Annotated in this window: 18 protein-coding genes; 8 read left to right on the top strand and 10 right to left on the bottom strand. The window is 64.5% G+C overall.

All coding sequences use genetic code 11. From position 1 onward, the window contains the following. Positions 1–429 precede the first annotated feature (429 nt). The 4 genes from NG900_RS11000 (at position 430) to NG900_RS10985 (ending at position 4,872) form a co-directional block, all read left to right on the top strand. Positions 430–1,518 (top strand): ABC transporter ATP-binding protein, encoded by a 1,089-nt coding sequence (locus NG900_RS11000; RefSeq protein ID WP_252680071.1) that lies wholly within the window; start codon positions 430–432, stop codon positions 1,516–1,518. Between the two features lie 83 nt (positions 1,519–1,601). Next, the gene (locus tag NG900_RS10995; protein ID WP_252680069.1) at positions 1,602–2,654 is read left to right on the top strand and encodes an ABC transporter substrate-binding protein; all 1,053 of its coding nucleotides are present in this window, start codon (positions 1,602–1,604) and stop codon (positions 2,652–2,654) included. A 96-nt stretch (positions 2,655–2,750) separates the two neighbouring features. Continuing rightward, a complete protein-coding gene (locus NG900_RS10990) occupies positions 2,751–4,019 on the top strand; it encodes an ABC transporter permease (RefSeq protein ID WP_252680893.1) in 1,269 nt (422 codons plus the stop codon). Between the two features lie 16 nt (positions 4,020–4,035). Beyond that, on the top strand, positions 4,036–4,872 hold the full coding sequence (locus NG900_RS10985) for an ABC transporter permease (protein ID WP_252680067.1): 837 nt from the start codon (positions 4,036–4,038) through the stop codon (positions 4,870–4,872). A 23-nt stretch (positions 4,873–4,895) separates the two neighbouring features. On the opposite strand, the gene NG900_RS10980 is transcribed toward NG900_RS10985, so the two are convergent. The 4 genes from NG900_RS10980 to NG900_RS10965 form a co-directional block, all read right to left on the bottom strand. Continuing rightward, the gene (locus NG900_RS10980) at positions 4,896–6,350 is read right to left on the bottom strand and encodes a sialidase family protein (protein WP_252680065.1); all 1,455 of its coding nucleotides are present in this window, start codon (positions 6,348–6,350) and stop codon (positions 4,896–4,898) included. Between the two features lie 402 nt (positions 6,351–6,752). After that, positions 6,753–7,820, bottom strand: coding sequence for a porin (locus NG900_RS10975; protein WP_252680063.1), 1,068 nt, complete (start codon positions 7,818–7,820; stop codon positions 6,753–6,755). Positions 7,821–7,918: 98 nt separating this feature from the next. Beyond that, on the bottom strand, positions 7,919–10,351 hold the full coding sequence (locus tag NG900_RS10970) for a glucose/quinate/shikimate family membrane-bound PQQ-dependent dehydrogenase (protein ID WP_252680061.1): 2,433 nt from the start codon (positions 10,349–10,351) through the stop codon (positions 7,919–7,921). A gap of 154 nt (positions 10,352–10,505) precedes the next feature. Next, entirely contained in the window at positions 10,506–11,270 is a 765-nt protein-coding gene (locus NG900_RS10965) for an SDR family NAD(P)-dependent oxidoreductase (protein ID WP_252680059.1), read from the bottom strand. Positions 11,271–11,406: 136 nt separating this feature from the next. Between NG900_RS10965 and NG900_RS10960 the strand changes: the two genes are divergently transcribed. Next, positions 11,407–12,333 carry a LysR family transcriptional regulator gene (locus NG900_RS10960; RefSeq protein ID WP_252680057.1) on the top strand — a complete coding sequence of 309 codons (927 nt, stop codon included), beginning with the start codon at positions 11,407–11,409 and terminating at the stop codon, positions 12,331–12,333. 66 nt (positions 12,334–12,399) lie between these two features. Here the strand turns inward: NG900_RS10960 and NG900_RS10955 are convergent, their stop codons facing one another. From NG900_RS10955 to NG900_RS10940, 4 genes are all read right to left on the bottom strand, one after another. Continuing rightward, positions 12,400–13,293 carry a transporter substrate-binding domain-containing protein gene (locus NG900_RS10955; protein ID WP_252680891.1) on the bottom strand — a complete coding sequence of 298 codons (894 nt, stop codon included), beginning with the start codon at positions 13,291–13,293 and terminating at the stop codon, positions 12,400–12,402. A 265-nt stretch (positions 13,294–13,558) separates the two neighbouring features. Then, positions 13,559–14,311 (bottom strand): Pr6Pr family membrane protein, encoded by a 753-nt coding sequence (locus NG900_RS10950; protein ID WP_252680055.1) that lies wholly within the window; start codon positions 14,309–14,311, stop codon positions 13,559–13,561. 12 nt (positions 14,312–14,323) lie between these two features. Beyond that, on the bottom strand, positions 14,324–18,412 hold the full coding sequence (gene purL / locus NG900_RS10945) for a phosphoribosylformylglycinamidine synthase (RefSeq protein ID WP_252680053.1): 4,089 nt from the start codon (positions 18,410–18,412) through the stop codon (positions 14,324–14,326). 136 nt (positions 18,413–18,548) lie between these two features. After that, positions 18,549–19,118 carry a winged helix DNA-binding protein gene (locus NG900_RS10940; RefSeq protein WP_252680051.1) on the bottom strand — a complete coding sequence of 190 codons (570 nt, stop codon included), beginning with the start codon at positions 19,116–19,118 and terminating at the stop codon, positions 18,549–18,551. Positions 19,119–19,204: 86 nt separating this feature from the next. On the opposite strand from NG900_RS10940, the gene NG900_RS10935 reads away from it, so the two are divergent. Then, positions 19,205–20,800 carry an NAD(P)H-hydrate dehydratase gene (locus NG900_RS10935; protein ID WP_252680048.1) on the top strand — a complete coding sequence of 532 codons (1,596 nt, stop codon included), beginning with the start codon at positions 19,205–19,207 and terminating at the stop codon, positions 20,798–20,800. Positions 20,801–20,871: 71 nt separating this feature from the next. Then, positions 20,872–22,491 carry a glucose-6-phosphate isomerase gene (pgi, locus tag NG900_RS10930; RefSeq protein ID WP_252680046.1) on the top strand — a complete coding sequence of 540 codons (1,620 nt, stop codon included), beginning with the start codon at positions 20,872–20,874 and terminating at the stop codon, positions 22,489–22,491. 22 nt (positions 22,492–22,513) lie between these two features. On the opposite strand, the gene NG900_RS10925 is transcribed toward pgi, so the two are convergent. After that, complete coding sequence (locus NG900_RS10925; RefSeq protein WP_252680044.1) at positions 22,514–23,224, bottom strand: ABC transporter ATP-binding protein; 711 nt, start codon at positions 23,222–23,224, stop codon at positions 22,514–22,516. Between the two features lie 85 nt (positions 23,225–23,309). Here NG900_RS10925 and NG900_RS10920 point away from each other — a divergent pair, with 85 nt between their 5' ends. Continuing rightward, positions 23,310–23,906 (top strand): arylesterase, encoded by a 597-nt coding sequence (locus NG900_RS10920; protein WP_252680889.1) that lies wholly within the window; start codon positions 23,310–23,312, stop codon positions 23,904–23,906. Positions 23,907–23,963: 57 nt separating this feature from the next. On the opposite strand, the gene NG900_RS10915 is transcribed toward NG900_RS10920, so the two are convergent. Next, positions 23,964–25,913, bottom strand: coding sequence for a SurA N-terminal domain-containing protein (locus tag NG900_RS10915; protein ID WP_252680042.1), 1,950 nt, complete (start codon positions 25,911–25,913; stop codon positions 23,964–23,966). Positions 25,914–26,036 lie beyond the last annotated feature (123 nt).

Here is a 26,036-nt window from a genome sequence, read left to right as displayed (position 1 = left end):
GCGACAACATCACCTTTCCCGTAGCCTCGCGGTGGGCCGTACACCGTGCACCGTTTGCGTGACGACGCGGCGCACCAATTCCGGGCGCCTTCACGCCGCCCGCTGGTCGAGCGAAATTGGTTCCATCCCGGCCCTGTTTTGGCCACCGCACGCGCACCTGCAGCGACCTACACTCACAGCACACCCATACGGGCGCGGCATCCGCCGTCGAGCTTGCCGGGGCAAGGCATCCGGGGTTTTCCCTATTGTGGTGCCACGGGCCCGCGCGCCCATTAGCAAGGCCGGCGGCAGCGTGGAAATTGGCTCCATCAAATAACCAGGATTGGGTCCACTTGATAAAACCATGAGCCGCTATAGTCCTTCCACAAATTGTCACAACACGACATGTTGACCAGCCCGGCATCAGCGTCGACTTGGCAGGAGGCAGTAATGAAGACCGACGACGTGATCGTCAGCTTTCGCGGTGTACGCAAGACGTATGACGGCGAGACCCTCGTAGTCAAACACCTGGATCTCGACATCTACCAGGGCGAGTTCCTCACGCTGCTGGGCCCCTCCGGTTCGGGCAAGACCACGTGCCTGATGATGCTGGCCGGGTTCGAATTCCCGACCGGCGGCGAGATCCGCCTGGAAGGCGCGCTCCTCAACAACGTGCCGCCGCACAAGCGCAACATCGGCATGGTGTTCCAGAACTACGCGCTGTTCCCGCACCTGACCGTGGCGCAGAACGTGGAATACCCGCTGACCGTGCGCAAGATTCCCGCCAGCGAGCGCGCCGACCGCGTGCACAAGGCGCTGCAGATGGTGCGCATGGAAGGCTTTGCCAAGCGCTATCCTGCGCAACTCTCGGGCGGCCAGCAGCAGCGCATTGCCCTGGCCCGCGCGCTAGTGTTCGAGCCCAAGCTGGTGCTGATGGATGAGCCGCTCGGCGCGCTCGACAAGCAACTGCGCGAACACATGCAGTACGAGCTGAAGTCTCTGCACGAAAAGCTCGGCGTGACCTTCGTCTACGTGACGCACGACCAGGGCGAGGCGCTCACCATGTCCGACCGCGTGGCCGTGTTCGACAAGGGCATCGTGCAGCAGCTCGACACCGTCGATAGCCTGTACGAACGCCCCTGCAACGAGTTCGTCGCCAACTTCATCGGCGACAGCAACACGCTGCGCGGCACCGTCACCCGCATCGACGGCGACTACTGCGAGCTTCAGCTGGTCGACGGCGCGCGCGTGGTCGGCCGCAACATCGCCGGTGCCAACGTGGGCGCTACCGCCACCGGTTGCATCCGCCCTGAGCGCATGCGTTTGGCAGAAGGCGCCTCCGTAGCCGGCAACGCGATCACCGGCCAGACACGCGGCCTCGTCTACTTTGGCGACCACGTGCGCATGCGCTGCGCCCTGCCCGATCAACCCGAATGTTTCGTCAAGGTGCCGCTGGGCACGCGCGCGCTCGAAGGCTTTGCGCCGGGCGCGCCGATCCAGCTGGAGTTCGCACCCGAACACCTGCGCGTTTTTGCCTGACCACGTGGGCGCATCACCCGACGCGCCCGCGTACCACGACCACGAGCCGTAACCACAAGCCAAAGCCAAAAGAGGAGCCAGGAATGAAACACATCACCCAACTGCGTACATGGGCGCGTTTGAGCGTACTTGCCGGCGCGTTCGCCATTGCATTTGGCGCGCATGCGGCGGAGATCACCGTCGTCAACTTCGGCGGCGCCAATGGCGATGCACAGAAGGCCGCCTTCAACAAGCCGTTCGAAGCGCAGACCGGCAACAAGGTCACCGTGGTCGAGTACAACGGCGAGCAGGCCAAGATCAAGGCCATGGTGGAAGCCAAGCACGTCAACTGGGACGTGGTGGAAGTCGAATCCGGTGACATCGGCCGCGGCTGCGATGAAGGCCTGTTCGAGAAGCTCGACTGGAGCAAGATCGCCAAGAAGAGCGACTTGATCCCCGAGTCGCCGAGCACCTGCGGCGTGGGCTTCTTTGTGTGGTCGACGGCCATGGCGTATAACGCCGACAAGCTCAAGACCGCTCCCACCGGCTGGGCCGATTTCTGGGACGTGAAGAAATTCCCGGGCAAGCGCGGCATGCGCAAGGGTGCGCGCGGCAACCTGGAATTCGCGCTGATGGCCGACGGCGTGCCGCCCAAGGACGTCTACAAGGTGCTTGCCACCAAGGACGGTCAGAACCGCGCGTTCAAGAAGCTCGATCAACTGAAAGCCAACATCCAGTGGTGGGAAGCCGGTGCGCAGCCGCCGCAGTTCCTGGTGGCGGGTGATGTGGTGATGTCCACCGCGTTCAACGGCCGCATCGACGCCGCGCAGCGCGAAGGCAAGAACCTGAAGGTGGTCTGGAACGGCAGCATCTACGACCTGGACTACTGGGCCATCCCCAAAGGCGCACCGAACAAGGCGCTGTCTGAGCAGTACATCGCCTACACGCTGTCGCAGAAGCCGCAGCAGGAATACGCCAAGCACATCGCGTACGGCCCGGCCAACGTGGCGGCCATCAAGGCGCTCGATGCCAAGACGCAGGCCAACATGCCGAACTCGCCCGAGAACGCCAAGAACGCCGTGCTGCAGAACCTGCAGTTCTGGACCGACCATGGTGATGAGCTGGAGCAGCGCTTCGCCTCGTGGGCATCGAAGTAACACCTTAGTGCAGTGACCGCGCGGATGCCCTGTCGACTCGGCATGGCATCCGTCGGATGAATCTCCGCAGCATCTGGCGAGGGCAGCTTGAATACCATGACCATCGCGGCTGAATCGGTTCCGGAATCGACGGCCAAACTCAAACGCGAACTGAAGAGCGCTGAGGCGCGCAGGCGTGCCATGGCGCTGGCGCTGGTGGCGCCGCTCGCCATCTTCCTGCTGCTCATCTTCGTGGTGCCGATCGGCGCCCTGCTTACGCGCGCCGTGCAGAACCCCGAGGTGGCCGACGCGCTACCCAAGACGGTGATCGCACTCAAGAACTGGGACCGCAAATCGCCACCTGCCGATGCCGCCTACGCAGCACTGGCCGCCGACCTCACCACCGTGAGCGAAGGCGAAGCGATGGGCGCCCTGGCCCGCCGCCTGAACACCGAAATCCCCGGCTTCCGCTCGTTGGTGGCCAAGACCGCGCGTGCCATGCCGTTGGCCGACGACAACGGCAAGCCGCTGGCGCTCACGCCCGCACAAACGCGCACCAAGCTCATCGAAGTCGACGAGCGCTGGAGCGACACCGCCTACTGGCAGGCCATCGCGAAGAACGGCAGCCGCACGTCGCCGTTCTACCTGCTGGCGGCGCTGGACCACAAGCAAGACGCCTTCGGCCACATCCAGCCAACCGACCCCGACGAGCAGATCTACGTGACGGTGTTCATCCGCACCTTCGTCATCAGCGCGATGGTGACGCTGTTTGCGCTGCTGCTGGGCTACCCGCTCTCGTACTGGATCGCCTCGCTGCCGGAGCGCCGCGCCAACCTTGTCATGGTGCTGGTGCTGATCCCGTTCTGGACGTCCATCCTCGTGCGCGTGGCCGCGTGGATCGTGCTGCTGCAGACCGAGGGCCTCATCAACCACGGCCTGATGGACCTGGGGATCATCAAGGAGCCGCTGGCGCTGCTGTTCAACCGCGTGGGCGTCTATATCTCGATGACGCACATCCTGCTGCCGTTCATGATCCTGCCGCTGTACAGCGTGATGAAGTCGATTCCGACCACGTACCAGCGTGCGGCGGTGTCGCTGGGCAGTCATCCGTTTGCGGCGTTCTGGCGTGTGTACGTGCCGCAGACGTATCCGGGCATCGGCGCCGGTGCGCTGCTGGTGTTCATCCTCGCACTGGGCTACTACATCACCCCTGCGCTGCTGGGCGGCCCGAACGACCAGATGGTCAGCTACTACGTGGCCTACTTCACCAACGTCACCATCAACTGGGGCATGGCCTGCGCGCTCGGCGCCCTGCTGTTGCTCGCCACGCTGGTGCTGTATGCGGTGTACGGGCGCTTCACGCGGCCCAAGGTTCGCGTTGGTTAAACAAGAGACATCGATCATGACATTCACCAAACCGATGTTCGCCCCGCATACCTCGCTCATTGAGCGCATCTGGTACTTCGCGCTGCGCGGCCTGGCCGTACTGACGCTGCTCTACCTCGTGCTGCCGGTGCTGGTGATCGTGCCGCTGTCGTTCTCGTCGAGCACGTTCCTGTCGTACCCGATTCCGAGCTATTCGCTGCGCTGGTATCAGAACCTCGTCACATCGGACGAATGGCGCATGGCGGCCAAGAATAGCTTCATCGTCGCGCCGGCTGCCACGATTGTGGCAACGGTGCTGGGCACGCTGGCCGCCATCGGTCTGAACAAGGCGGACTTCCGCGGCAAGGGGCTCCTGATGGCGGTGCTGGTGTCGCCGATGATCGTGCCGGTGGTCGTCGTCGGTGTCGGCATGTATCTGTTCTTCGCGCCGCTGGGGCTGGCGAACACGTATATCGGCCTGATCCTCGCGCATGCGGCGCTGGGCGTGCCGTTTGTGGTGACGACGGTGTTGGCGACGCTGCAAGGGTTCAACCACAACCTTGTGCGGGCGAGCCTGTCGCTGGGCGCGAATCCTGTGATGACGTTCTTCCGCATCACCCTGCCCGTGATTGCGCCGGGCGTCATCTCGGGCGCGTTGTTCGCGTTTGCCACCTCGTTTGATGAAGTGGTGGTGACACTCTTCCTCGCCGGCGCTGATCAGGTGACGCTGCCGCGCCAGATGTTTACCGGGATTCGCGAGAACATCTCGCCGACGATTGCTGCGCTGGCGACGATTTTGATTGTGTTTTCGACTTGTCTGCTGCTGACGTTTGAGTGGCTGCGCGGGCGGGCCGCCGCCAAGGCCGTGGCCTGACAGCGCCCGCACAGCTGCGCCGGTTACGGAGAGACGAACACGTCTGTCCGGTTGGCGGTGTTGCCCGAGTTGGTCTGGATGAAAAACGGCACGAACTTCGTGCCAGCCGCCGCCAGCCCTGCGTAGTCGCCAATGAAGAACCCGCGTGCCACCGGCGCGGTCCTCATGTCGAACGAGCCGGCAAGGTGCGTTTCGCTACCGAAGGACTGCCCACCGTTGGCGGAGGTGATCTGCCAGTAGTCCGTCGGCAGCGTGGTCGTGTTGCCCGCCGCGAGGTTGCGTATGTCGTAGTACGTCACGGCCACAGTGCCGGCGGAGTTCACCTGCACCATCGCGTTGAAGGCCGCCTTGCCCGTCGGCGTGTTGACCTGCTTGGGCGTGCTCCAGGTCTGGCCGCCGTCGGTTGAGGTCGACAGTGCGATGTCGGCATGCGTGCCACCGCTGAAACGCCCATCCTGCCAAACCACATAGAGCTGCCCTGTGGCCGGGTCAATCGCGGGCTCGGGAATGATGTCGCCAGTGCGCAGCGCCTCACCGGTGTTCGGATCGGTCACGGGCACGAACTGCAGGCTCGCGATGATCTGCGGCTTGCTCCAGGTCGCGCCGCCATCGGTGGATTTGACGAACGCCACGCTGTTGGTGCTCGCTGCCGCTGATCTACCAGGTGCGTGGATGTAGTTGAAAAAGTCGTACAGCGCGCCCGTCTGCGAATTGACGACGATCTGGTTGCCGATGGTCTGGTGCTCCGACGGGGTGTTCACCATCACGCTGGGCGCACTCCAGGTCTGGCCGCCGTCAACGGTCTTGGAAAGGTAGGCCGGCCCTCGGAACGCCAAGGCATGCTGGTTCGCATAGGGATTGTCGTTAGGCAGTTCCAACCGATCCCACACCGCATAGGCAACACCGCGCTTGACCGGGTCTGCCGTCACGGATTCCTTGTCGTTGAAGAACTGCACGCTCGGCTCGTTATCGGCAATCAGCGTGGTCAGGTTGGTCCAGCTCTTACCGCCGTCCCGAGAGACCGCCGCACCAACTGCGTTGTTGTTGCGGGAGTGGTCGAATGAGATGGACACCGAATACGCCGTGCCATCCGGCCCGAAGGACACCCAGGGATCGGACGCCCGTTCATAACCAAGCGCATTCGCGCCCGCACATGTGCTGAACGGCTGGGGTACCGGTGCCCAGGTCGCGCCACCATCAAAGGACGCCGCGGACATCAACCCATGCGCACCACCATCGGACCACCGGTCTTGCTGCCACACGCCAATGTAGTTGGTCGGGTTGGCCGGGTTGACGGCCACGTAGGGCTCCACCTCGGCATTCACGTAATTCGTGCTGCCTGCGCCCCCACCCACGGTGCACCCGGCAAACGGGCTGGGGCCTGACACCAGCGTGGCCGCCCACGCGACGGGGCTGACGATCAGGGCTGCCGTCAGCGTGCTTCTGCGCAGCAGCGCAGTCGCTCTGTGATGAGACATGAGAACCTCCCTTGCGGAGACTGTCTTGTGGTGGAGGCCCCCCCTTGTTGTTCTCCCTTCCTGCAAAGCACAGCCAAGCTTAGGAAATGCTGTCGATTGCCATGTAAAGTAATTTTTATTGCTGTGTAAATCGCAGCTTACGGTGCGGTGCACGCAATCGGGCGGATCAACGGGTATCAGCCAATGTGGAGAGCAATGGCTTGCCCGGGCCTGCGATTCGCTGCCCTGCACAAACGCAATCAAGCGAGGCGGCCACTCCCCCAACTGGCGGGCGCCCGATCAGCCAAGGCGGTTCTGTCACCCGTTTGGTGGAAGCGGACCGTCAACACACGCCCAGGCGCATCCCCCATGGCATACGGAGTCAGCACACACGCGGTGCGGTCAAGCAGTGGCGTGGACGCCTTAAAACCGATTGATCATCCCGATCTGCACGCCACGCACGGGCGCGCCGGGGTAGGCAGTCGGCAAGCCCGTCACGTTGACGCCGCGCAGCGTGAAGGTGGCATTGCCGTGATTGCGCAGCGCACCGGCACTTGCATACAGCATGAGCCTGCGCGAAACGTCGTACTCGGTCGCGGCGCTGAACTGGTCCGCATTCGCGTTGCCGCCCGAACGATCACGCACGAGGGCATAGCCCACCGAGGCACGCCAGCGCGCATTGAATGCATAGCGCGCCGAGACCGACATCCCATCGTTGTGTGCGCGCGGCGTGCCACCATCGTTGTTGAAGAACGCCAGGTACGCGGTGGTCTTGCCGATGCGGTACGACACGCCGCCAAGGTTGGCCCGCAGTGCGCCGCTACCGTTGGTCTGCTGGTGCGCATATGACGCGTGGAAGGGCCCGTTGCTGTATGCAATGGTCTCGTAACTACCGGCCAGGCCTGTGCCGCTGCCACCGTTGCTGCTGTCGCGCGCGGCCATCATCAGCGTCGCCGTCCAACCACCGAGGTTGGGCGACAAGTACGTGATGCCGTTGTTGGTATACGGCGTGATCCTGGAGAAATTGTTCAGGCCCGAGGCAATCGTGCCCGCGCCAAAGGCGTCCAACGCGCCCTTGAAAGGAATGTAGATGGGCGAATACTGGCGCCCCACCCGCACCTCGCCCCACGGCGCGCCAACCCCGACCCACGCCTGGCGGTTGAACAGCGTGCCTGCCGCAGCAAAGGAACCGTCATCCGAGCCGAAACCGTTTTCCAGCGTAAATAGAATGCGTGTGTCTGCGCCGATCGGCTCGGCGCCGCGCAAGCCGAAGCGTGAGCCGCGATAGGCGCCCGAATCCATCCGTGGCGTCCACGTACTCCCTGCATTGGTCACTTCGATGCTCGTATCGAGCGAGCCGTACAGCGTGACCGTGCCCTGTGTGCCCTGAGTGCCTTCCGCGCAGGCAGCCTGAGCGCCGAACCCTGCCGCGAACGCGACGCACACCAGCCCATACGGCCGCACGCGCCCGCGTGAAGAAAAAATCGACATGCGTTGTGTTCCCTCTTTGCCCAAGTTGGGCTCCCCAATAAAAATCGGCCGCATGCGCAAAAATTTGGCGCATGCGGCCGTGTCCAGCCCAGCTTGATTTACTTCAGCGCGTAGGCGATGACGTAATCCCCGCGATCGGGCGACTGACGCGCCCCGCCCGCCGAGATCAGGATGTACTGCTTGCCCGTTTTGGGCGACACGTAGCTCATCGGACCGCCTTGGCTACCCACGGGCAGACGGGCCTTCCAGACCTCCTTGCCCGTGCTGCTGTCGAATGCGCGCAGGTAGTAATCCTGCGTGCCCGCGATGAAGACCAGGCCGCCCTGCGTGGCCAGCGTGCCACCTAGCGTCGGCATGCCCACCGGCATCTTCATGCCCATCTTGACCCCCATCGGGCCTGTGTCCTGCACCGTACCGACCGGCACCTGCCACAGGATCTTGCGCGTCGTCAGATCGACCGCCGACAGCGTGCCGAACGGCGGCTTCTGACACGGCACACCCAGCGGCGACATGAAGCGATCCTTATTGACCGCGTAAGGCGTGCCCTTGAGCGGCACCGCCCCCATGCCTGCGTTGACGGCTTCCCCGCCGTTGCTGGCAGGCGTGTTGGCATCGGCCTTTTGCGGAATCATCTGCACCCACAACCCCAGGCGCATGTCGTTGACGAAGATGACCTTGTGGTTCGGGTCGGTAGACACGCCGCCCCAGTTCATGCCACCCAGAGACCCCGGAAAGCTCAGCGACACATCGGTATCCGGCGCCGTAAACAGCCCGTCGTAGCGCATCGACTTGAATTTGATGCGGCACATCAGCTGGTCAAACGGCGTGGCGCCCCACATGTCCGATTCCTTGAGCGGCCCGGCGCCAATGGTCGGCATGCCGACCGAGAACGGCTGCGTCTTGCTGTACTGCTCGCCCGGAATGTTGGCCAGCTTGACGGGGCGCTCTTCCACTTGGGTGAGCGGCTGGCCGGTCTGGCGATCCAGCACGAAGAGCTGGCCCGACTTGGTGCCGAACACGACTGCCGGCTTGGTGGTGCCGTCTGCCTGCGGAAAATCGATCAGCGTCGGCTGCATCGGGATATCGAAATCCCACAAGTCGTTATGCACGGTCTGGTAGACCCACTTCTCCTTGCCCGTGGTGGCATCCAGCGCCAGGATCGACGTGGCGTACTTGTGGTCCAGCGGCGTGCGGTTCGCGCCCCACAGGTCCACCGACGAGCTCCCCATCGGGATGAACACCGTGTTCATGGCCGCGTCGTACGACATCGGCGCCCAGGAGTTCGGCGTGCTGCGTTTCCAGGTTTCGCCTGGCTTGAGCGCGGCATTGGGTTCGTCATGGCCGGGGTCGAACGCCCAGCGCATCTGCCCGGTGATGACATCGAAACCGCGCAGAACGCCGCCCGGCATGTCAGTCTGCACGTTGTCAGCCACGCGTCCGCCCAGGACGACGGTGGTGCCGGCCATGGTCGGCGCAGAGGTGAGCTGGTATTTCGGATCACTCGCGTCACCCATGCCGGCTTTCAGGTCCACGGTGCCGTGGTTGCCGAAGCGTTCGCACAGGGCGCCGTCGTCCGCGTTGATGGCGATGAGACGCGCGTCGATCGTGTTCATCAGAATACGGCGCTGGCACGGATCATCGGCGGCGATGGCCGGCGCCGGTACCGGTGTGGCACCCGCAGCGGTGGGCTGCGCAACCGGCTGCGTGGCGTCGAAATAAGCCAGACCGCGGCAGCGGTTCCAGACCTGCGCCTTCGCATTGATCTCGCGCTTCCAGAGTTGCGTGCCGGTATCGGCATCGAGCGCGATGACGTTGTTGTGCGGCGTGCAAAGGAAAACGCGGTTGCCGATCTGCAGCGGCGTTTCCTGGTCTTCCGCACCGCTGCCCGTGGGGCTCATCGGCACATCGCCGGTGTGGGCCGTCCAGGCCACCTGCAACTGGCTGATGTTGTCGCGTGTGATCTGGTCCAGCGCCACGAAACGGCTGCCGCCGGGCGTGTTGCCGTAGTGGCTCCAGTCCTTCTGAATCATGTTCTTGTCCAGCGGCACCAGCGGCTGCGGCGAGCCGTTGAACGCGACGGTGGGATGCGGCACGAACATCTGCGCAAACGTTATCCCCATCGCCACCGCAATCGCGGCGGCCAGTGCGTAAGACACACCCGCAGCCGGCGCCTTGGACTCGCGCTTGCGCAACGCCGGCCACGTGGCCAGCAGCAGCGCCGTCAAACCAGCCGGCAGCATCAGGCGTGACACCAGCGGCCAGAAATCGAAGCCTGCATCTACCCATGCCCAGACCAGCGTGCCGATCAGCACCAGCCCGAACAGCGGCACCGCTGCGGCGCGGCGACGGAACAACTGGATCGCCGCCAGCACCGTCACGATGCCCGCCACCAGAAAATACGCACTCCCGCCCAACGAAACCAGCTTGGCCCCGCCGATTGCAAAAAACAGCCCCGTCAGGAGCAGCACGAGCCCCAGCAGCCAGCACCACACATCCAATGCGCCCGGCGAGCGCCCGTTACCCTTCGACATAAACGCCTCAACAATCCTCAAATCCAGTGTACGGATGCAGTTTTGCTGCACCCGCACATATTTTAGCTTTGATTTTGCTGAGGCAAGGGTCAGGCTGCGGATTCTTGCATTTGGGCGCGCCCGGCACCGAAGTGCGCCATGCTACCGCCCAGGCTCAGAGGAACATCCCGCCCGACGCCTCGATGCGCTGCGCGTTGATCCAGCGGTTGTCCGTCGATAGGAGCGACGCCACCACCCCACCGATATCGTCCGGCACGCCGGCGCGGCCCAGGGCCGTATTGGCGGCCACCATGGCGTTGAGATCAGCATTGTCTCGCACGGCGCCGCCGCCGAAGTCGGTCTCGATGGCGCCCGGTGCAACCACGTTCACGGCAATGCCGCGGGGGCCAAGTTCCTTCGCCAGGTACTTGGTCAGCACCTCGATCGCGCCCTTCATCGCCGCATACGCGCCATAGCCCGGCAGCGCAAAGCGCGCCAGCCCCGATGAGATGTTCACGATGCGGCCGCCATCGGCCATGAGCGGCAGCAGGATCTGCGTGAGGAAGAACACGCCCTTGAAGTGCACGTTCATCAGCTCGTCGAACTGGGCTTCGGTCGTCTCGGCCACGGCGGCGTGCACGCCCACACCGGCGTTGTTGACGAGGAAGTCGAAGCGTTCGGCTTTCCACTGCACCAGCACGCCGCGCACGGCATCTGCAAAGGCTGGGAAGGTGGCGATCTTGCCGGCGTCGAGTTGCAATGCGGCGGCGCGGCGGCCTTGGGCCGTCAGTTCAGCCACCAGGGCGTCGGCTTCAGCGCGGTTGCTGCGGTATGTGAAGATCACGTCGGTGCCGCGCTGGGCTAGCTTCTGCACCATGTTCCGGCCGAGCCCGCGGCTGCCGCCGGTCACGATGGCGATGGGGGTGTGGGTCTGCGTCATGTTGCTCTCCGTTGGGTTGAAGGTGCGGGATGGTCTGCCGCACACCGTGAGAGCATGGTATTGGGCGAAAAACTCAGAATAAATCTCGCATATCCTATTGCTGCGTTCGCTCACAGATAACAATCTGACCGCCCCCATGTCCAATAACCGACTCGAAGCCATGCAGATCTTTGTGCGCGTGGCCGAACTCGCCAGCTTCACGCGCGCGGCAGAGAGCCTGAGCATCCCCAAGCCGGCCGCCTCGGTGGCGGTGCAGCAGCTTGAGACGATGCTCGGCACGCGCCTGCTGCACCGGACCACGCGCAAGGTGCAACTCACGCAAGATGGCCAAGCCTTCTACGAGCGCTGCCAGGACCTGCTGGCCGACATGGAAGAACTGCAGACGATGTTCCGCCAGAACCCGCAGGCACTGCGCGGCCGGCTGCGCGTGGATATGCCGGTGGGCGTGGCGCGCCGCATCGTCATCCCAGCCCTGCCCGGCTTTCTGGAAGCCCATCCTGATCTGGAAATCGAACTCTCCAGCACCGACCGCCGCGTTGACCCCGTGCGCGAAGGCTTCGACTGCGTGCTGCGCATCGGCACGCTCACTGACAGCAGCCTGATCGCCCGCCCGCTCGGTCAACTGCATCAGGTCAACTGCGCCAGCGCAGGCTACATCGCGCGCTATGGCATGCCGAAAACGCTTGACGACCTGGAACACCATCGCATCGTGCACTACGTGCAGACGCTGGGGACGAAGTCGCCCGGGTGGGAATACACGGTGGATGGGCGCCCTGCATTTCGGCCGATGAAGGGTGCGGTGACGGTCAGTTCTGCGGAGAGCTATGACGCAGCATGCCGCGCGGGGCTGGGGATGATCCAAGCGCCGGTGTATGCAGGGCTGTCGTCGGCCATTGCGGATGGCACGCTGGTGGAGGTGTTGCCCGATTTCCGGCCGCCGCCGATACCGGTGTCATTTGTGTACCCGAACCGGAGGCATTTGCCGGTGCGGGTGCAGGTGTTCATGAATTGGATGGGAGAGCTGCTGGGGCCGTATCTGGAATCCGCTCCCCCAACGCCATAGCGCGCCTTGTTATGCAGCCCTCCGTCCAACACGAGCCCCCCTGTTACCGAATTGCGGGTAACGGCACTACTGCGCCGGCTTGTCGCTGCGCGCCTTCAGATTCGCGCGCAGCGCGTCACTCATCGGCATGGCGAGGTTCGCCCCAGCCGGCGGAATGGGTGATTCAAACCACGTCTTGTAGAGCCGCGCGAACTCTCCGCTCTTCATGAGGCGCGTGATGGTTCCATCCACCAGCTTCTTGAAGGCGGCGTCGCCCTTGCGGACCATGCAGGCGTACGGCTCCACCTGCAAGGTCTCTCCAACGACTTCAAGCGCGGCCGGGTTGCCTGAGTTGGCGCGCAGCCCGTACAGCAGCACGTCGTCCAGGGCCAAGGCCGATGCCCGCCCGGTTTCCACAAGCTGCAGCGCATCCGCATAGTCTTTGCCGAAGACAATCTGCATATCGATGTTGTGGTCAACGGCAAACTTCTTCAGCACCTTTTCGTTTGTGCTGCCCGCTGTGCTGGCGACGGTCTTGTTCGCCAGGTCCGGGTAGTCCTTGATGCCCGAGTCTCGTTTAGTAAGAAGGCGCGTGCCGGCATAGAAGAAGTTGATCGAGAACGCCACTTCCTTGCCGCGTGCGCTGGTATTGGTGGTGGATCCGCACTCCAGGTCGTAAGTGCCGTTCACCAGGAGCGGAATCCGGTTTTGCCCCGTAACGGGGAGGTAGTCGACGTTGAGAAATGGCTTTTTCAATTGACTGCGCACGTCGTCGACAATGGCTTGCGTCAGATCGACGGAGAAGCCAACGGCTTTATGCGGCCCCAGCAGATAGCTGAACGGCACCGCCGCTTCGCGGTACCCGACCGTGATCTTGTCTGCCGCCGCGATCTTTTCCAGCGTCTGCGCGTGGGTGCCTGCCGCGGCAATCGGTAGACTGGCCACGAGAAGCGCAGAGGCAAGTGTGCGAATCGTCTTCATTTTCTTGGTCTCCATGGAGGTATCCCGCTGGCTCTGTCGGTCTTGCGACGACGACAAGCCCCTGAGCCGAATCTAGGCGTTCGGCCAATCACGCGATTGAGCCAAGTCAACGAGGCATGAAGCGAAGCACCATCGGCCAGAAAAAAACGCGCCGAGTTGCCTCGGCGCGCTTCATATTCTTTCTGGCACCAACTTTCCCACAGGGTCCGGAACACACGCTCCAGGCGTGCGCGGCATCGGCACCGCCAACCGCCGCCGCGCGGTGTCAACGAAGCGACGCCTCCGAATCATGCTGCTGCATTGGCTTCACAGCTGGCTCACGCCAACGGCGCATCGACAGCAATGGCGCTGGCAACCAGCGGTCCAACGCCCTGAGCACCAAAACAAAGACACCGGCCCCAGCGAGAACGACTGCGGTATTCCGCAGTGCAGCGGAATACCCGATCGCGGCGGCATTCAGAAACGGATACGGATACCACCCAGTCAATGCACCGTGGATGAAGGTGTACGCGAGCCACGTCGCCGGCCATAAGAGCGACAGTGCCACCGTTTGCCACCCGATGCGAGGCCTGGGGCCAAACAGCAACCAGCCAAGCAGCGCCATGCACGGCGAGGCCACGTGGAAAGCATCCGACACCACCGCGGCCAGCCCCTGCAAGTGCAGGATCGGCGCGAGCACGATTGCGAACACCAGTCCCGTCGTCGCAATGCCGAGCAAGGCATCGAGCCTGAGCACGCGCCACCAGGTACCGTCGCGCGCCGGGTCAATCGCAAAGGTGGCAGCGGCTGCCGCAACGAGAAGATTGCTTTGAATGGTGAAGTAGCTGAACAGCCGGACGAGCCGGGCGGCCAGCGAGACATGACCATCGACGTGGCCCGAATTCGCGTCGGTGCCGCCAGCCACGATCAAGGCGATCTGCGCGACGAGCGCCGCGCAAATGACTGCGGCCAGCAGGGCATGCCATGCCCGTACCAGCCGCATTGAGGAGGCGCCGACCGGCTCAGCGACGGCGCTCATGGGGTGTGGAGATCAAGCCATCCACTTGCGTGCGTTGCGGAACATGCGCATCCACGGGCTGCTGCCGTCGCCGGCAGCTTCCCAGTCCTTCGGATGCCAGCTCATCTGCACGGCCCGGAACACACGTTCCGGGTGCGGCATCAGCACGGTGAAGCGACCATCGTGCGTCGTCACCGAGGCAATGCCTTGCGGCGAGCCGTTCGGGTTCAGCGGATACGCCTGGGTGACTTCGCCGCGGTTGTCGACGTAGCGCAGGCCAACGGCCACCTTGTCGATGTCGCCCTGCTGCGAGAAGTCGGCATAGCCCTCGCCGTGCGCAACGACGATGGGGATGCGGCTGCCTTCCATGCCCGCGTAGAAGATCGACGGGGACGCTTCCACCTGCACGGTCACCAGACGGCCCTCGTACTGCTCCGACTGGTTGCGCGTGAACTTCGGCCATGCGCCGGCGCCCGGGATGATCGGGGCGAGGTTCGCCATCATCTGGCAGCCGTTGCACACGCCCAGCGCGATCGAGTCGCTACGGTTGAAGAACGCGGCGAACTGCTCGGCCAGCATGCTGTTGAAGAGGATCGTCTTCGCCCAGCCCTCACCTGCGCCCAGCACGTCACCATAGCTGAAGCCGCCGCAGGCGACGAAGCCCTTGAAGCCGGCCAGGTTCGTACGGCCGGCCAGCAGGTCGCTCATGTGGACGTCGTAGGTGTCGAAGCCGGCCTTATCCATCGCATAGGCCATTTCGATCTGCGAGTTCACACCCTGCTCGCGCAGGATCGCCATGCGCGGGCGGGCGCCCGTGGCGATGAACGGCGCAGCCACGTCTTCCGCAATGTCGAACGTGAGCTTGGGCGAGATACCCGGGTCTTCGGCGTCAAGCAGGAGGTCGTATTCGCTCTGCGTGCACGCGGGGTTGTCGCGCAGGCTGGCGATGCGCCACGAGACGTCCGTCCAGGTGCGCTGCAGTTCAACGCGCGCGGCGCTGAAGACCTTCTTGGCGTCGCGCCAGATTTCGATGTGGTCGTTGGCGTTCGGCGCGCCGATCACGTGGCTGCAACCGGCCAGGCCGTGCTCGCGCAGTACCGCGAAGACGGCATCGCGCTGGGCCAGCGGCACTTGAATGACGGCACCGAGTTCTTCGGCAAACAGTGCGCGCAGCGTCAGATCTGCACGGCGGCCGGAGACTTGCTGCGCCCAGTTCTTGGCGTCGCCATGATCGGCTGCATCGTCCAGCGTGAGCATGTCGACGTTGATCGACACGCCGCAGTGGCCGGCAAACGCCATTTCGCAGACGGTCGCCCACAGGCCGCCGTCGGAGCGGTCGTGGTAGGCCAACAGCGAACCGCTGGCGTTCAGTTGCTGGATGGCGGCGAAGAAGCGCTTGAGGTCTTCCGCATCGTCCACGTCCGGCACGCTGTTGCCGATCTGCTGCGTAACCTGCGCCAGGATGCTGCCGCCCATGCGGTTCTTGCCGCGGCCCAGGTCGATGAGAATCAGCGTGGTATCGGCCGGTGCGTTGGCCGATTCGACTTGCTTGAGTTGCGGCGTGAGCGTCTTGCGCACGTCCGTCACCGGCGCGAAGGCCGAAACGATGAGCGACACCGGCGCCACGACTTCCTTCGCGGCGCCCTCGTCCTCCCACTTGGTGCGCATCGACAGCGAATCTTTGCCCACCGGAATGCTGATGCCCAGCGCCGGGCACAGCTCCATGCCGACGGCCTTGACGGTGTCGTACAGGCGGGCATCTTCGCCGTTCACGCCGCAGGCGGCCATCCAGTTGGCCGACAGCTTGAGTTGCGTGAGCGAGTCGATCGGCGCGGCAGCGATGTTGGTGATGGACTCGCCAATCGCCATGCGGCCCGATGCAGGCGCGTTGATGACGGCCAGCGGCGTGCGCTCGCCCATCGTCATCGCTTCACCGGTGTAGCCCCTGTAGTCGAGCGTGGTGACAGCCACGTCAGCCACCGGCACTTGCCACGGACCGACCATCTGGTCGCGCGTGTTCAGGCCGCCGACGGTGCGGTCGCCGATGGTGATGAGGAACGACTTGCTGGCGACGGTCGGGTGACGCAGCACGTCGCGCGCGACGACTTCCAGGTCCAGGCCGGTGACGTCGATTTCCGGCAGTTCTTGCGACACGCGGCGCACGTCACGGTGCATGCGCGGCGGCTTGCCGAGCAGCACGTCCATCGGCATGTTGACCGGGAAGTGCTCAGGCGCATCCGCTGCGGCGTCGCTATCCACCACCTGCAATTGCTGTTCATCCGTGGCGAAACCGACCACCGAGAACGGCGCGCGCTCGCGCTCGCACATGGCTTGGAAGCGCGGGAAATCGCCCGGGGCGATGGCCAGCGTGTAGCGCTCTTGCGATTCGTTGCACCAAATTTCTGCGGGGCTCAGGCCCGACTCTTCCAGGTGCACCTGGCGCAGGTCGAAGCGTGCGCCCTTCTCCGCGCCGTCCACGATTTCCGGGAAGGCGTTGGAGATGCCGCCTGCGCCCACGTCGTGGATCGACAGGATCGGGTTGTCCGCGCCCAGCGCCCAGCACGCGTTGATGACTTCCTGCGCGCGGCGCTGCATTTCGGGGTTGCCGCGCTGGACCGAGTCGAAGTCCAGATCAGCGGTGTTGGTGCCGGTGGCCATCGAGCTGGCAGCGCCGCCACCCATGCCGATGCGCATGCCGGGGCCGCCCAGTTGAATCAGCAGCGTGCCGGCCGGCAGGCCGTGCTTGTGCGTGTGGCCGGCGTCGATGTTGCCGATGCCGCCGGCAATCATGATCGGCTTGTGATAGCCGCGCACGGTGCCGCCCACGTTCTGCTCGTAGACGCGGAAGTAGCCGCCCAGGTTGGGCCGGCCGAATTCGTTGTTGAACGCGGCGCCGCCGATCGGGCCTTCGATCATGATCTGCAGCGGCGAGGCGATGCGCTCGGGCTTACCGATCGAACCAGCCGCAGCTTCGTCGGGATTGCGATGCGCCACGGGCTGGGCCGTATCGCGGGCGTTTTCCCACGATTGTTCAGCGTCCGGCAGCAGCAGGTTCGACACGGTAAAGCCGGTCAGGCCCGCCTTGGGCTTGGCGCCACGGCCGGTTGCGCCTTCATCGCGGATCTCACCGCCTGCGCCAGTCGACGCGCCCGGGAACGGCGAGATGGCCGTCGGGTGGTTGTGCGTTTCCACCTTCATCAGCGTGTGCGTGAGCGCCTCGCGGCGGCCGTATTGCGGCACGCCCGTTGCGCCTTCGGTGCCCGCATGCGGGAACCAGCGTTCGGCCATGCCGCCTTCCATCACGGCGGCGTTGTCCGAGTACGCGACGATCGTGCCCTGCGGCGCGAGTTGGTGCGTGTTGCGGATCATCGCGAAGAGCGACTTGTCCTGCGTCTCGCCGTCGATCGTCCAGTCGGCGTTGAAGATCTTGTGGCGGCAGTGCTCACTGTTGGCCTGCGCGAACATCATCAGTTCGACGTCGGTCGGGTTGCGTTCGAGCTTGCGGTAGGCATCGACCAGGTAGTCGATTTCGTCGTCGGACAGGGCCAAGCCCATTTCGACGTTGGCGGCTTCCAGGGCCTGGCGACCACCGGCGATATCGACAAAGCGCAGCGCCTTGGCGGGCAGCACGTCGAACAGGCCGTAGCCGGCTTCGCGCGAATCGATCACGACTTCGGTCATGCGATCGTGCAGATGCTCGGCCACGGCGGCGCGGGTGGCGTCGTCCAGGTGCTTGGCAGCGCCGGTGAGCGCCCCCAGGAGGCCCTTCTTGCGGGTGACGGTGAACTCCACGCCGCGCTCGATGCGGTGGATTTGCGGCAGCGCGCAGTGGCGGGCGATTTCCGTCGCCTTGCTGGCCCACGGCGAGATCGTGCCGAAGCGCGGGATGACCACAAAGCGATCGCCGTCGACCTCAGCCGGTGCGGGCGAGCCGTAGGTCAGCAGGGCCTGCACACGGGCAGACTCATCGGCCGACAGGGGCGTGTCGGCTGCAACAAAGTGCAGGTATTGCGCGCTGACGGCGTCGATGTCCGGATCGATGCACTTGAGGGTGGAAAGCAGGCGTTGCTGGCGGAAGGCGGACAGCGCGAGAGCGCCGGGAAAGCACGAGAAATGCGCCATGGTGGGCAAGGCAGGCAGTAGCTGAAAGGAGGGTTTCCCGGCGTGCGCGGGAAAACCGCTATTGTACCTTGCCCTGCCCCTGTTACCGAGGGTCAAATCGGCCGGAAAAGCGCTTGCCGAGGCTGAAACAGGCGTTTTACAGCGAGGTTGCCGAGCGCGCGGCCTGTTCGTACAGCCCTGTCAGCACACGCAGCAGGCGCGCCAGCTCGCCGATCTCGGCATTTTCCTCGCCGCCGGGCGAGATGTTGCTGGTCAGGCACTGCTCGCGGATCTCGCGGTAGCGCGCGCAGGCCTTCTCGCCGGTCGGCGTGGTGGTGTAGGTGACTTCCTTGCCGTTGCGCGTGCCTTCCACCAGTTCCATCCCCTGCAGCTTCTTGAGGGAATACGTCACGAGGTGGGTGTCCTCCACATTCAGCACGAAGCAGATATCGGCCAGCCGCTTGGCACGGCCGCGGTGGTTGACGTGATGCACCACCAGCACATCGAGGAAGGTCAGGTCACGCACGCCGGCGGCGGCCATGCAGCGCACGCACCAGCGGTTGTAGGCGTTGTACGCCGTGTTGAGCGCGAATTCGAACTCCGACAGCTCCGGGCTGCGCGCCGACACCAGATGCGACGAAGACACGATCGGCTCGCCCTTTCCGGCGTCCTCATTGGCTGCGGGTTGCGGCAGATCAGCTTTCGGAGTGTTCGGCGACTTGGACATTGCAACGGGGCTGGGAAAGGACCAGAAACGCGGGCTATTGTAAGAGAATAGATCGTCATGTCCGCACAGATGCAAGCGTAGTTGCCATGTCCTCACACCCCACCTGGCGCGAAATCCTCATCGACGGCGCCCTCGCCGCACACCATGGCGCCGACCTGCTCTTCGGCACGGCGGGCATTCGCGCGCTGGAAACAGCGGCCTACCGTTCTCTCGAACCTTTTACGTTGATGGCTCGCGCCGGTGAGGCTGCCGCGGACTGGCTGCAGACGCGTGCACCGCACGGCCATGTGCTGCTGGTTGCCGGCCCCGGTAACAACGGCGGCGATGCCCTCGTCGCCGCGACGGTGCTGCATCTGGCCGGTCGCGCGGTCACCGTATGGCTGGCAGCGGATCCGGCCAAATTGCCCGACGATGCACGCCGCGCCTGGACCGAGGCCAGTGCCGCGAATGTCCCGATCGAGCGCTTGCACACGACGGCCTCCGTGCCGTCTGCCACCACGGCCATCGTCGATGGACTGTTTGGCATCGGGCTGGCGCGGCCGCTGGCGGGCCTGCATGCGGCACTTGTCGAAACCATCAACGCCAGTGGGCTGCCGGTGTACGCACTCGACATTCCTTCGGGGATGAACGGTGATACGGGCCAGCCGCCCGCACCGGAGTCGCCCGTCATCCAGGCCCGCGCGACGATCACCTTTCTTGCCGTCAAACCGGGGCTGCTGACGGGCGATGGCCGCGATGCCACCGGCGATATCGCCCTGGCCGACCTGCAAGCCGCGCAGCCCGCATATGACGGCGTGATTGAGGCGGATGCACTCGTCAACACGCCCGCTCGCTGGCTCGCGCACGTGCCGCGCCGGCGGCATCACGGCCATAAGGGCACGTATGGCAGCGTGGCGATCGTTGGCGGAGCGGCGGGCATGGTGGGCGCGCCGCTGCTGTCGGCGCGTGGGGCGCTCTACCTCGGAGCGGGAAAGGTGCATGCGGTATCGCTGGCGCCGGATGCCCCGCGCGTCGATCCGGCGCAACCGGAGTTGATGCTGCACACCTGGGGCGCGCTCGATCTGGGTGACATGCAGGCGCTGGCCGTGGGGCCAGGCATGGGCATTGGGAAGGACTCGGAAGCCGCGCTCGCGCATCTGCTGGATCGCATGCTGTCGGCGCACACGCCTGCCGTGTTCGATGCTGACGCGCTTAATCTCTTTGCCCGAACGCCCGCGCTGCTCGCACGCCTCACGCAATTGGCGGGAAGCGGTGTGCCGCTGGTGCTGACGCCGCATCCGCTGGAAGCCGCACGCCTGCTGCACACCGATGCGCGAAGCGTGCAACAAGACCGGCTGGCGGCGGCAAAGGCGCTCGTCAACCGGACCGGCGCCGTCGTAGTGCTCAAAGGCTCGGGCACCATCATCGGGGGCCCCGGCATGGCCCCGGCCGTCAACCCGACCGGCAATGGTGGGCTTGCGACCGGCGGCACGGGTGATGTGCTGACTGGCATGATCGGGGCCCTGCTTGCGCAAGGCATGGGTGCGCGCGAGGCCGCACTCGCAGCCGTGTGGCTGCATGGTCGTGCGGCAGATGATCTCGTCCACGCAGGCGTCGGCCCCATCGGCCTGCACGCGGGTGAACTGTGCGCGCCGGCACGACGTGCGCTCAACGCTTTGCTGGCGTCGGACGTTCGCCGATAGAAACGCGTCATGTTGCGCCGTTATACTGCGCATTCGTTTTCGTAAGCCGTCTTCACGCCACATCACGCCGTATGCCCACAGCCCTTCCCGCCTGGCAGTCCCTGACGCAACACGCTCAAACGATTCGCGCCGCCCACATGCGCGACTGGTTTGCCGCGCCGGACGCCGAGGAACGGGTGCACGCCTTCACGCTGGAAGCCGCGGGCCTGACGGTCGACTACTCGAAAAACCGCATCACCCCGGACACGCTCGCCTTGTTGCTGCAACTGGCGGACGAGGCTGGCGTGCTCGCGCTGCGTGACGCCATGCTGCGCGGCGATCGCATCAACAACACCGAACACCGCTCCGTCCTTCACGTGGCCCTGCGCGGCCGCGCCGAAGACGATTACCGCGCCGACGGCGAACCCGTCATGCCCGAAGTGCTGCGCGTGCGCGCCCAGATGCGCGACTTCGCCGACCGTGTGCACAGCGGCGCGTGGACGGGCCACTCCGGCCAGCGCATCACCGACATCGTCAACATCGGCATCGGCGGTTCGGACCTCGGGCCGCGCATGGTGTGCCGCGCTCTGGACCACCTGGCAGTGCCGCAGGTGCGTGTGCATTTCGTCTCCAACGTCGACGGCACGGACCTGGCCGAGACGCTCGACCATCTGAACCCCGACACCACGCTCGCCATCGTCTGCTCCAAGACGTTCACCACGCTGGAAACGATGGCCAACGCGCACAGCATGCGCCGCTGGTTTGTCGAGCACGGCGTGGCGGAAGATCAGCTCAAGCACCACTTCGTCGCGGTCTCCACCAACCGTGAAGCCGTCGTCCAGTTCGGCATCGATCCGGACAACATGTTCACGTTCTGGGATTGGGTCGGTGGGCGCTTTTCGCTGTGGTCGGCGGTGGGCCTGTCGATCGTGCTAGCGATTGGGCCGCAGCAGTTCGACGCGATGCTTGATGGTGCGCGCGCAATGGACCGCCACTTCGCGACCGCCGCGCCGCGCGAGAACCTGCCGCTCATTCTCGGGATGCTGTCGGTGTGGTATCGCGGCTTCTTCGATGTGGCGAGCGCCTGCACCGTGCCCTACTGCGCACCGCTGGAGCTGCTGACCGACTTCATGCAGCAACTGGAGATGGAGAGCAACGGCAAGTCCGTCCAGCGCAACGGCGCCGCCATCGATACCGACACCGGCCCCATCGTCTGGGGCACGGCCGGCACCAACGGCCAGCACGCGTATTTCCAGCTGATCCACCAGGGCTCGCAAATAGTGCCGGTGGACTTCATCACCACGCTCGAACCGGTGCGCAGCCTGCCCGGCCATCACGCCAAACTGCTCGCCAACTGTTTCGCCCAGGGCGAAGCGCTGCTGCGCGGCCGCACTGCTGACGAGGTACGCGCCGGCGGCGTGACGGACGAAGCGCTGGTGCCGCACATGGTGTTCGAGGGCAACCGCCCAAGCACCACGATCCTGATGGAGCGGCTCGATGCCGCGTCATTCGGCGCGCTCATCGCCTGTGCCGAACATCGCACCTTCGTGCAAGGCGCGGTGTGGAACATCAACTCGTTCGATCAGTGGGGCGTGGAACTTGGCAAGAAGCTCGCCAAGCCAATTCAGGCGGAGCTTGAAGGCGCACCCGCCTCTGTGGCGCATGATGCATCGACGGCGGCGCTGATCCGCCGCGCGAAGGCTGCGCTCTGACGGATCACCCTGGCAATCACGCTCAGAGCTCGCTGACGATCTCGTCACCGACCAGGTGACCTGCCTCAATGGTGAGAATGCGGTTGCAGCGCGCCGCGACCGAGCGGTCGTGCGTCACCAGCACCAGCGTGGAACCGGCACTGCGGTTGAGTTCGAACATCAATGCGATGACGGCTTCGCCCGTGGCGGTATCGAGACTGCCGGTCGGCTCGTCGGCGAAGAGGATGTCGGGCTCGGTCACGAACGCGCGCGCAAGAGCAACGCGCTGCTGCTCTCCGCCTGAAAGCGTCTTCGGATAGTGCGACAACCGGGCTCCAAGGCCGACGCGCTCAAGCAACGCCGAGGCACGGCGGCGCATCTCCGCGGCATTGACATCGCCCTGCAGCTCCAGCGGAAGCATCACGTTCTCGAGCGCCGTCAGGTGGGGCAACAACTGAAACGATTGGAAAACAAAGCCCACGTGGCTACCGCGCACCGCCGCGCGGCCATCCTCGTCCAGCTTGAACAGATCGTTGCCCAGCAGCTTGACCGAGCCGGATGTCGGTAAGTCGAGGCCGGCCAGCAAACCGAGCAGCGTCGATTTACCTGACCCCGACGCGCCGACGATGGCCAGCGTCTCGCCCGCTTCCACCCGGAAGGCAACATCGCTGAGAATAGGCAATTCACCGGTGGCATCGCGCACGGTCTTGTGCAGCGAATCGACTTCAATCACCCAAGTAGCGGAAGACGACATGATTGGACAGGTAGGTGGTAAGGGGCGCGGCGTGGTGGTTCTCCGGCGCACGCTGGTGGCAGCAATCGGCTGCGTGGTGCTCGGCATGGCGCCGATCGCACAGACGTCTGCAGCACAGGACGCACCGGCATCGCGCCGCGTGGTGGTACTGGGCGACAGCCTTTCGGCGGGATACGGCCTTGCCCAGGGCACCGGCTGGGTCGCACTGCTCGACAAGCGCCTCAAGGAGCGGAAGGTCGATTATAGCGTTGCCAATGCAAGCATCAGCGGCGACACGACGGCAGGCGGCCGCTCCCGCCTGCCCGCGGTGCTGACGCGCGAGAAGCCGGCGATCGTCGTCCTGGAACTGGGCGCCAACGATGCGTTGCGCGGCCTGTCTCTCGCTTCCAGCGAGGCCAATCTCAAAGCGATGATCGAAGCTTCGCAGGCTACGGGCGCCAAGGTGCTGCTGGTCGGCATGCGCATCCCCCCCAACTATGGGCCCGATTACGGCGAGCGCTTCTTCGCCATGTTCGGCAAGCTAGCGCAGCAATACAAGTTGCCTCTGGTGCCGTTCCTGCTCGACGGCGTGGTGCAGCATCCGGACTGGTTCCAGGAAGACCGCATCCACCCGATTGCGCAAGCCCAGCCGACGATCCTCGACAACGTCTGGCCCAAGTTGGAGCCCCTGCTCAAGCGCTGATGCCGACATAAAAAAAGCCCCCTTCCAAAGGGGGCTTTTTCATCGGCTTGCGATCTATCAGGACGCGTCGTCTGCCGTGTTTGCGGGCTTGCCGGTGTCGACCGCACTGCTGTTGATCTTCACCTTCGAGCGCGCCTTCAGCGCTTCGTAATAAGCGTTGAACTCGGCCTGGCCAGCGGCTTGCGACAGTTGCTGGGCATCGGCGGCACGGCGCGCTTGGTCCGTGTTGGCCGGTGGCAGCACCTTGTTGATGCGATACAGCGCATAGCCCTGGGCACCCAGATCGACACCGATGGTGGCCGGCAACTTGGACGCATCTGCACGCAGGATGGCCGTCAGCGCGGCCGGCGATGTGCCTTGCGCCTGCTGGCGCGAGACCGTCTGCGCAGCGCTGAAGCCGTCGGCGCTGTTGCTCTGCTTCACAGCGGCCAGCTTTTCTTCACCCGCCTTCTTGGCCAGCGCAGCCGACTGTTCGGCGATCACTTTGGCCTTCACCTGTTCACGCACATCCGCCAGCTTCTTGACCGTTGCCGGACGGTACTCCGCCGCACGCGCCGCCACCAGCGTGGTCGGGCCGACTTGGATCGCTGCCGTGTTGCGGTGATTCTTGATCACGTCATCGGCAAACAGCGCCTTGAGCACCTTGTCGTTGCCGATCGGGCTGCCGGACTGTGCCGGGCTCGGCGTGCGAGTCACGCTGTCGGCGGTCTGGATCTGCAACTTGAGCTTGTCTGCCACCGGCTTCAGGCTGTCGGACTGATCCTCCACGGTGTTGGAAAACGCATCCGCCAGTTCGGAATACTTCTTGTTGGCAAGCTGCGTGCGCACTTCGCGCTCGAGTTCCGGCTTGACGGCCTCCAGGGGCTGCACGCCGCCGCCCTTCACTTCTTCCAGCTTGATGATGTGGAAACCGAAATCACTTTCGACCACGTCGCTGATGTCGCCCGGCTGCTTGAGGGCGAACAGCGCGTTCTCGAACGGCGGCACGGTCGCGCCCTTGCCCAGGAAGCCCAGTTCACCGCCTTGCGCAGCCGAGCCTGGGTCGCCCGAGTACTTCTTGGCCAGCTCCGCAAAGCTCGCGGGATTCTTGCGCACTTCGGCCAGCACCTCCTCGGCCTTCTTCTTGGCGGCTTCCTTGTCGGCCGGCTTTGCGTTGTCCGGCAGCTTGATCAGGATGTGCGCGGCGCGGCGTTCTTCCTGTGTCTTGAAGCGCGCGGCGTTCTGGTCGTAGTACTCCTTGATCTGCTCAGGCGTGACCGGTGGAATCTGCTTCATCATGTCTTCGCCCGAGAACACGACGTATTCAGCCTTGACCTGCTCCGGCACCGAGAACTCCTGCTGGTGCGCGTCGTAGTAGGCCTGGATCGCCTTGTCATCAACGGTGACCTTGGCTGCGTAGTCGGTCGGCTTGAACAGCAGCGCCTGCACCTCACGTTGCTGGTCGCGCACCTGGATCAAATGGTCCACCAGCGACTTCGGCACGAACGCTGACGACACGATCGATTGCGGAATCTGCTGTTGCGCGAGTTCATAACGCAGATTGCCCTCCAACTGCTCGGGCGTCATGTTCTGGGCGGCCAGCAGGCGCACGTACGCCTCCTGATCGAACGAGCCATCGGGCTTGCGCAGCGCGGCCACTGCGGGGATCTGCAGAATGGTGTCGCGAATCTTGTCGTTCGAGACATTCAGGTTCGCGCGCGTAACCTCGTTGGCCAGCACGCGCTGCTGGATGATGCCGTCCAGCACATCGCGGCGCATCTGCGGGCCTTCGAACTGGCGCGGATCATATTGGGCGCCGAGCATCTGGCGCAGACGCTCGGTCTGCTCACGCACGCGATTGTCGACTTCGGTGGTAGTGATGACCTTGCCGTCGACCTTGGCGGCATCGTGCGAGCTGTCCATGAAGCTCGAATAGCTTTGCACGCCAAAAAACACGAACGACGGGAACACCAGAATCAGCAGCACCAGAAACATCAAGCGCCGATGCGTACGTACGAAATCAAGCATGCTGGACCGGAGGTGAATGGAAGATGGAAAATCCGGCGATTCTAGCAGGTGCCGCCGACATTCCGGACAATCGCGGTGCGGCGTTCAGGCACAACCTGCAACGCATCTGCCGTAGAAAAGACA

Origin of the sequence: Ralstonia soli (genome assembly GCF_023955655.1) — a bacterium.
GTDB classification, from domain to species: domain Bacteria; phylum Pseudomonadota; class Gammaproteobacteria; order Burkholderiales; family Burkholderiaceae; genus Ralstonia; species Ralstonia soli.
This window is presented reverse-complemented; position numbering and strand designations above follow the sequence as displayed.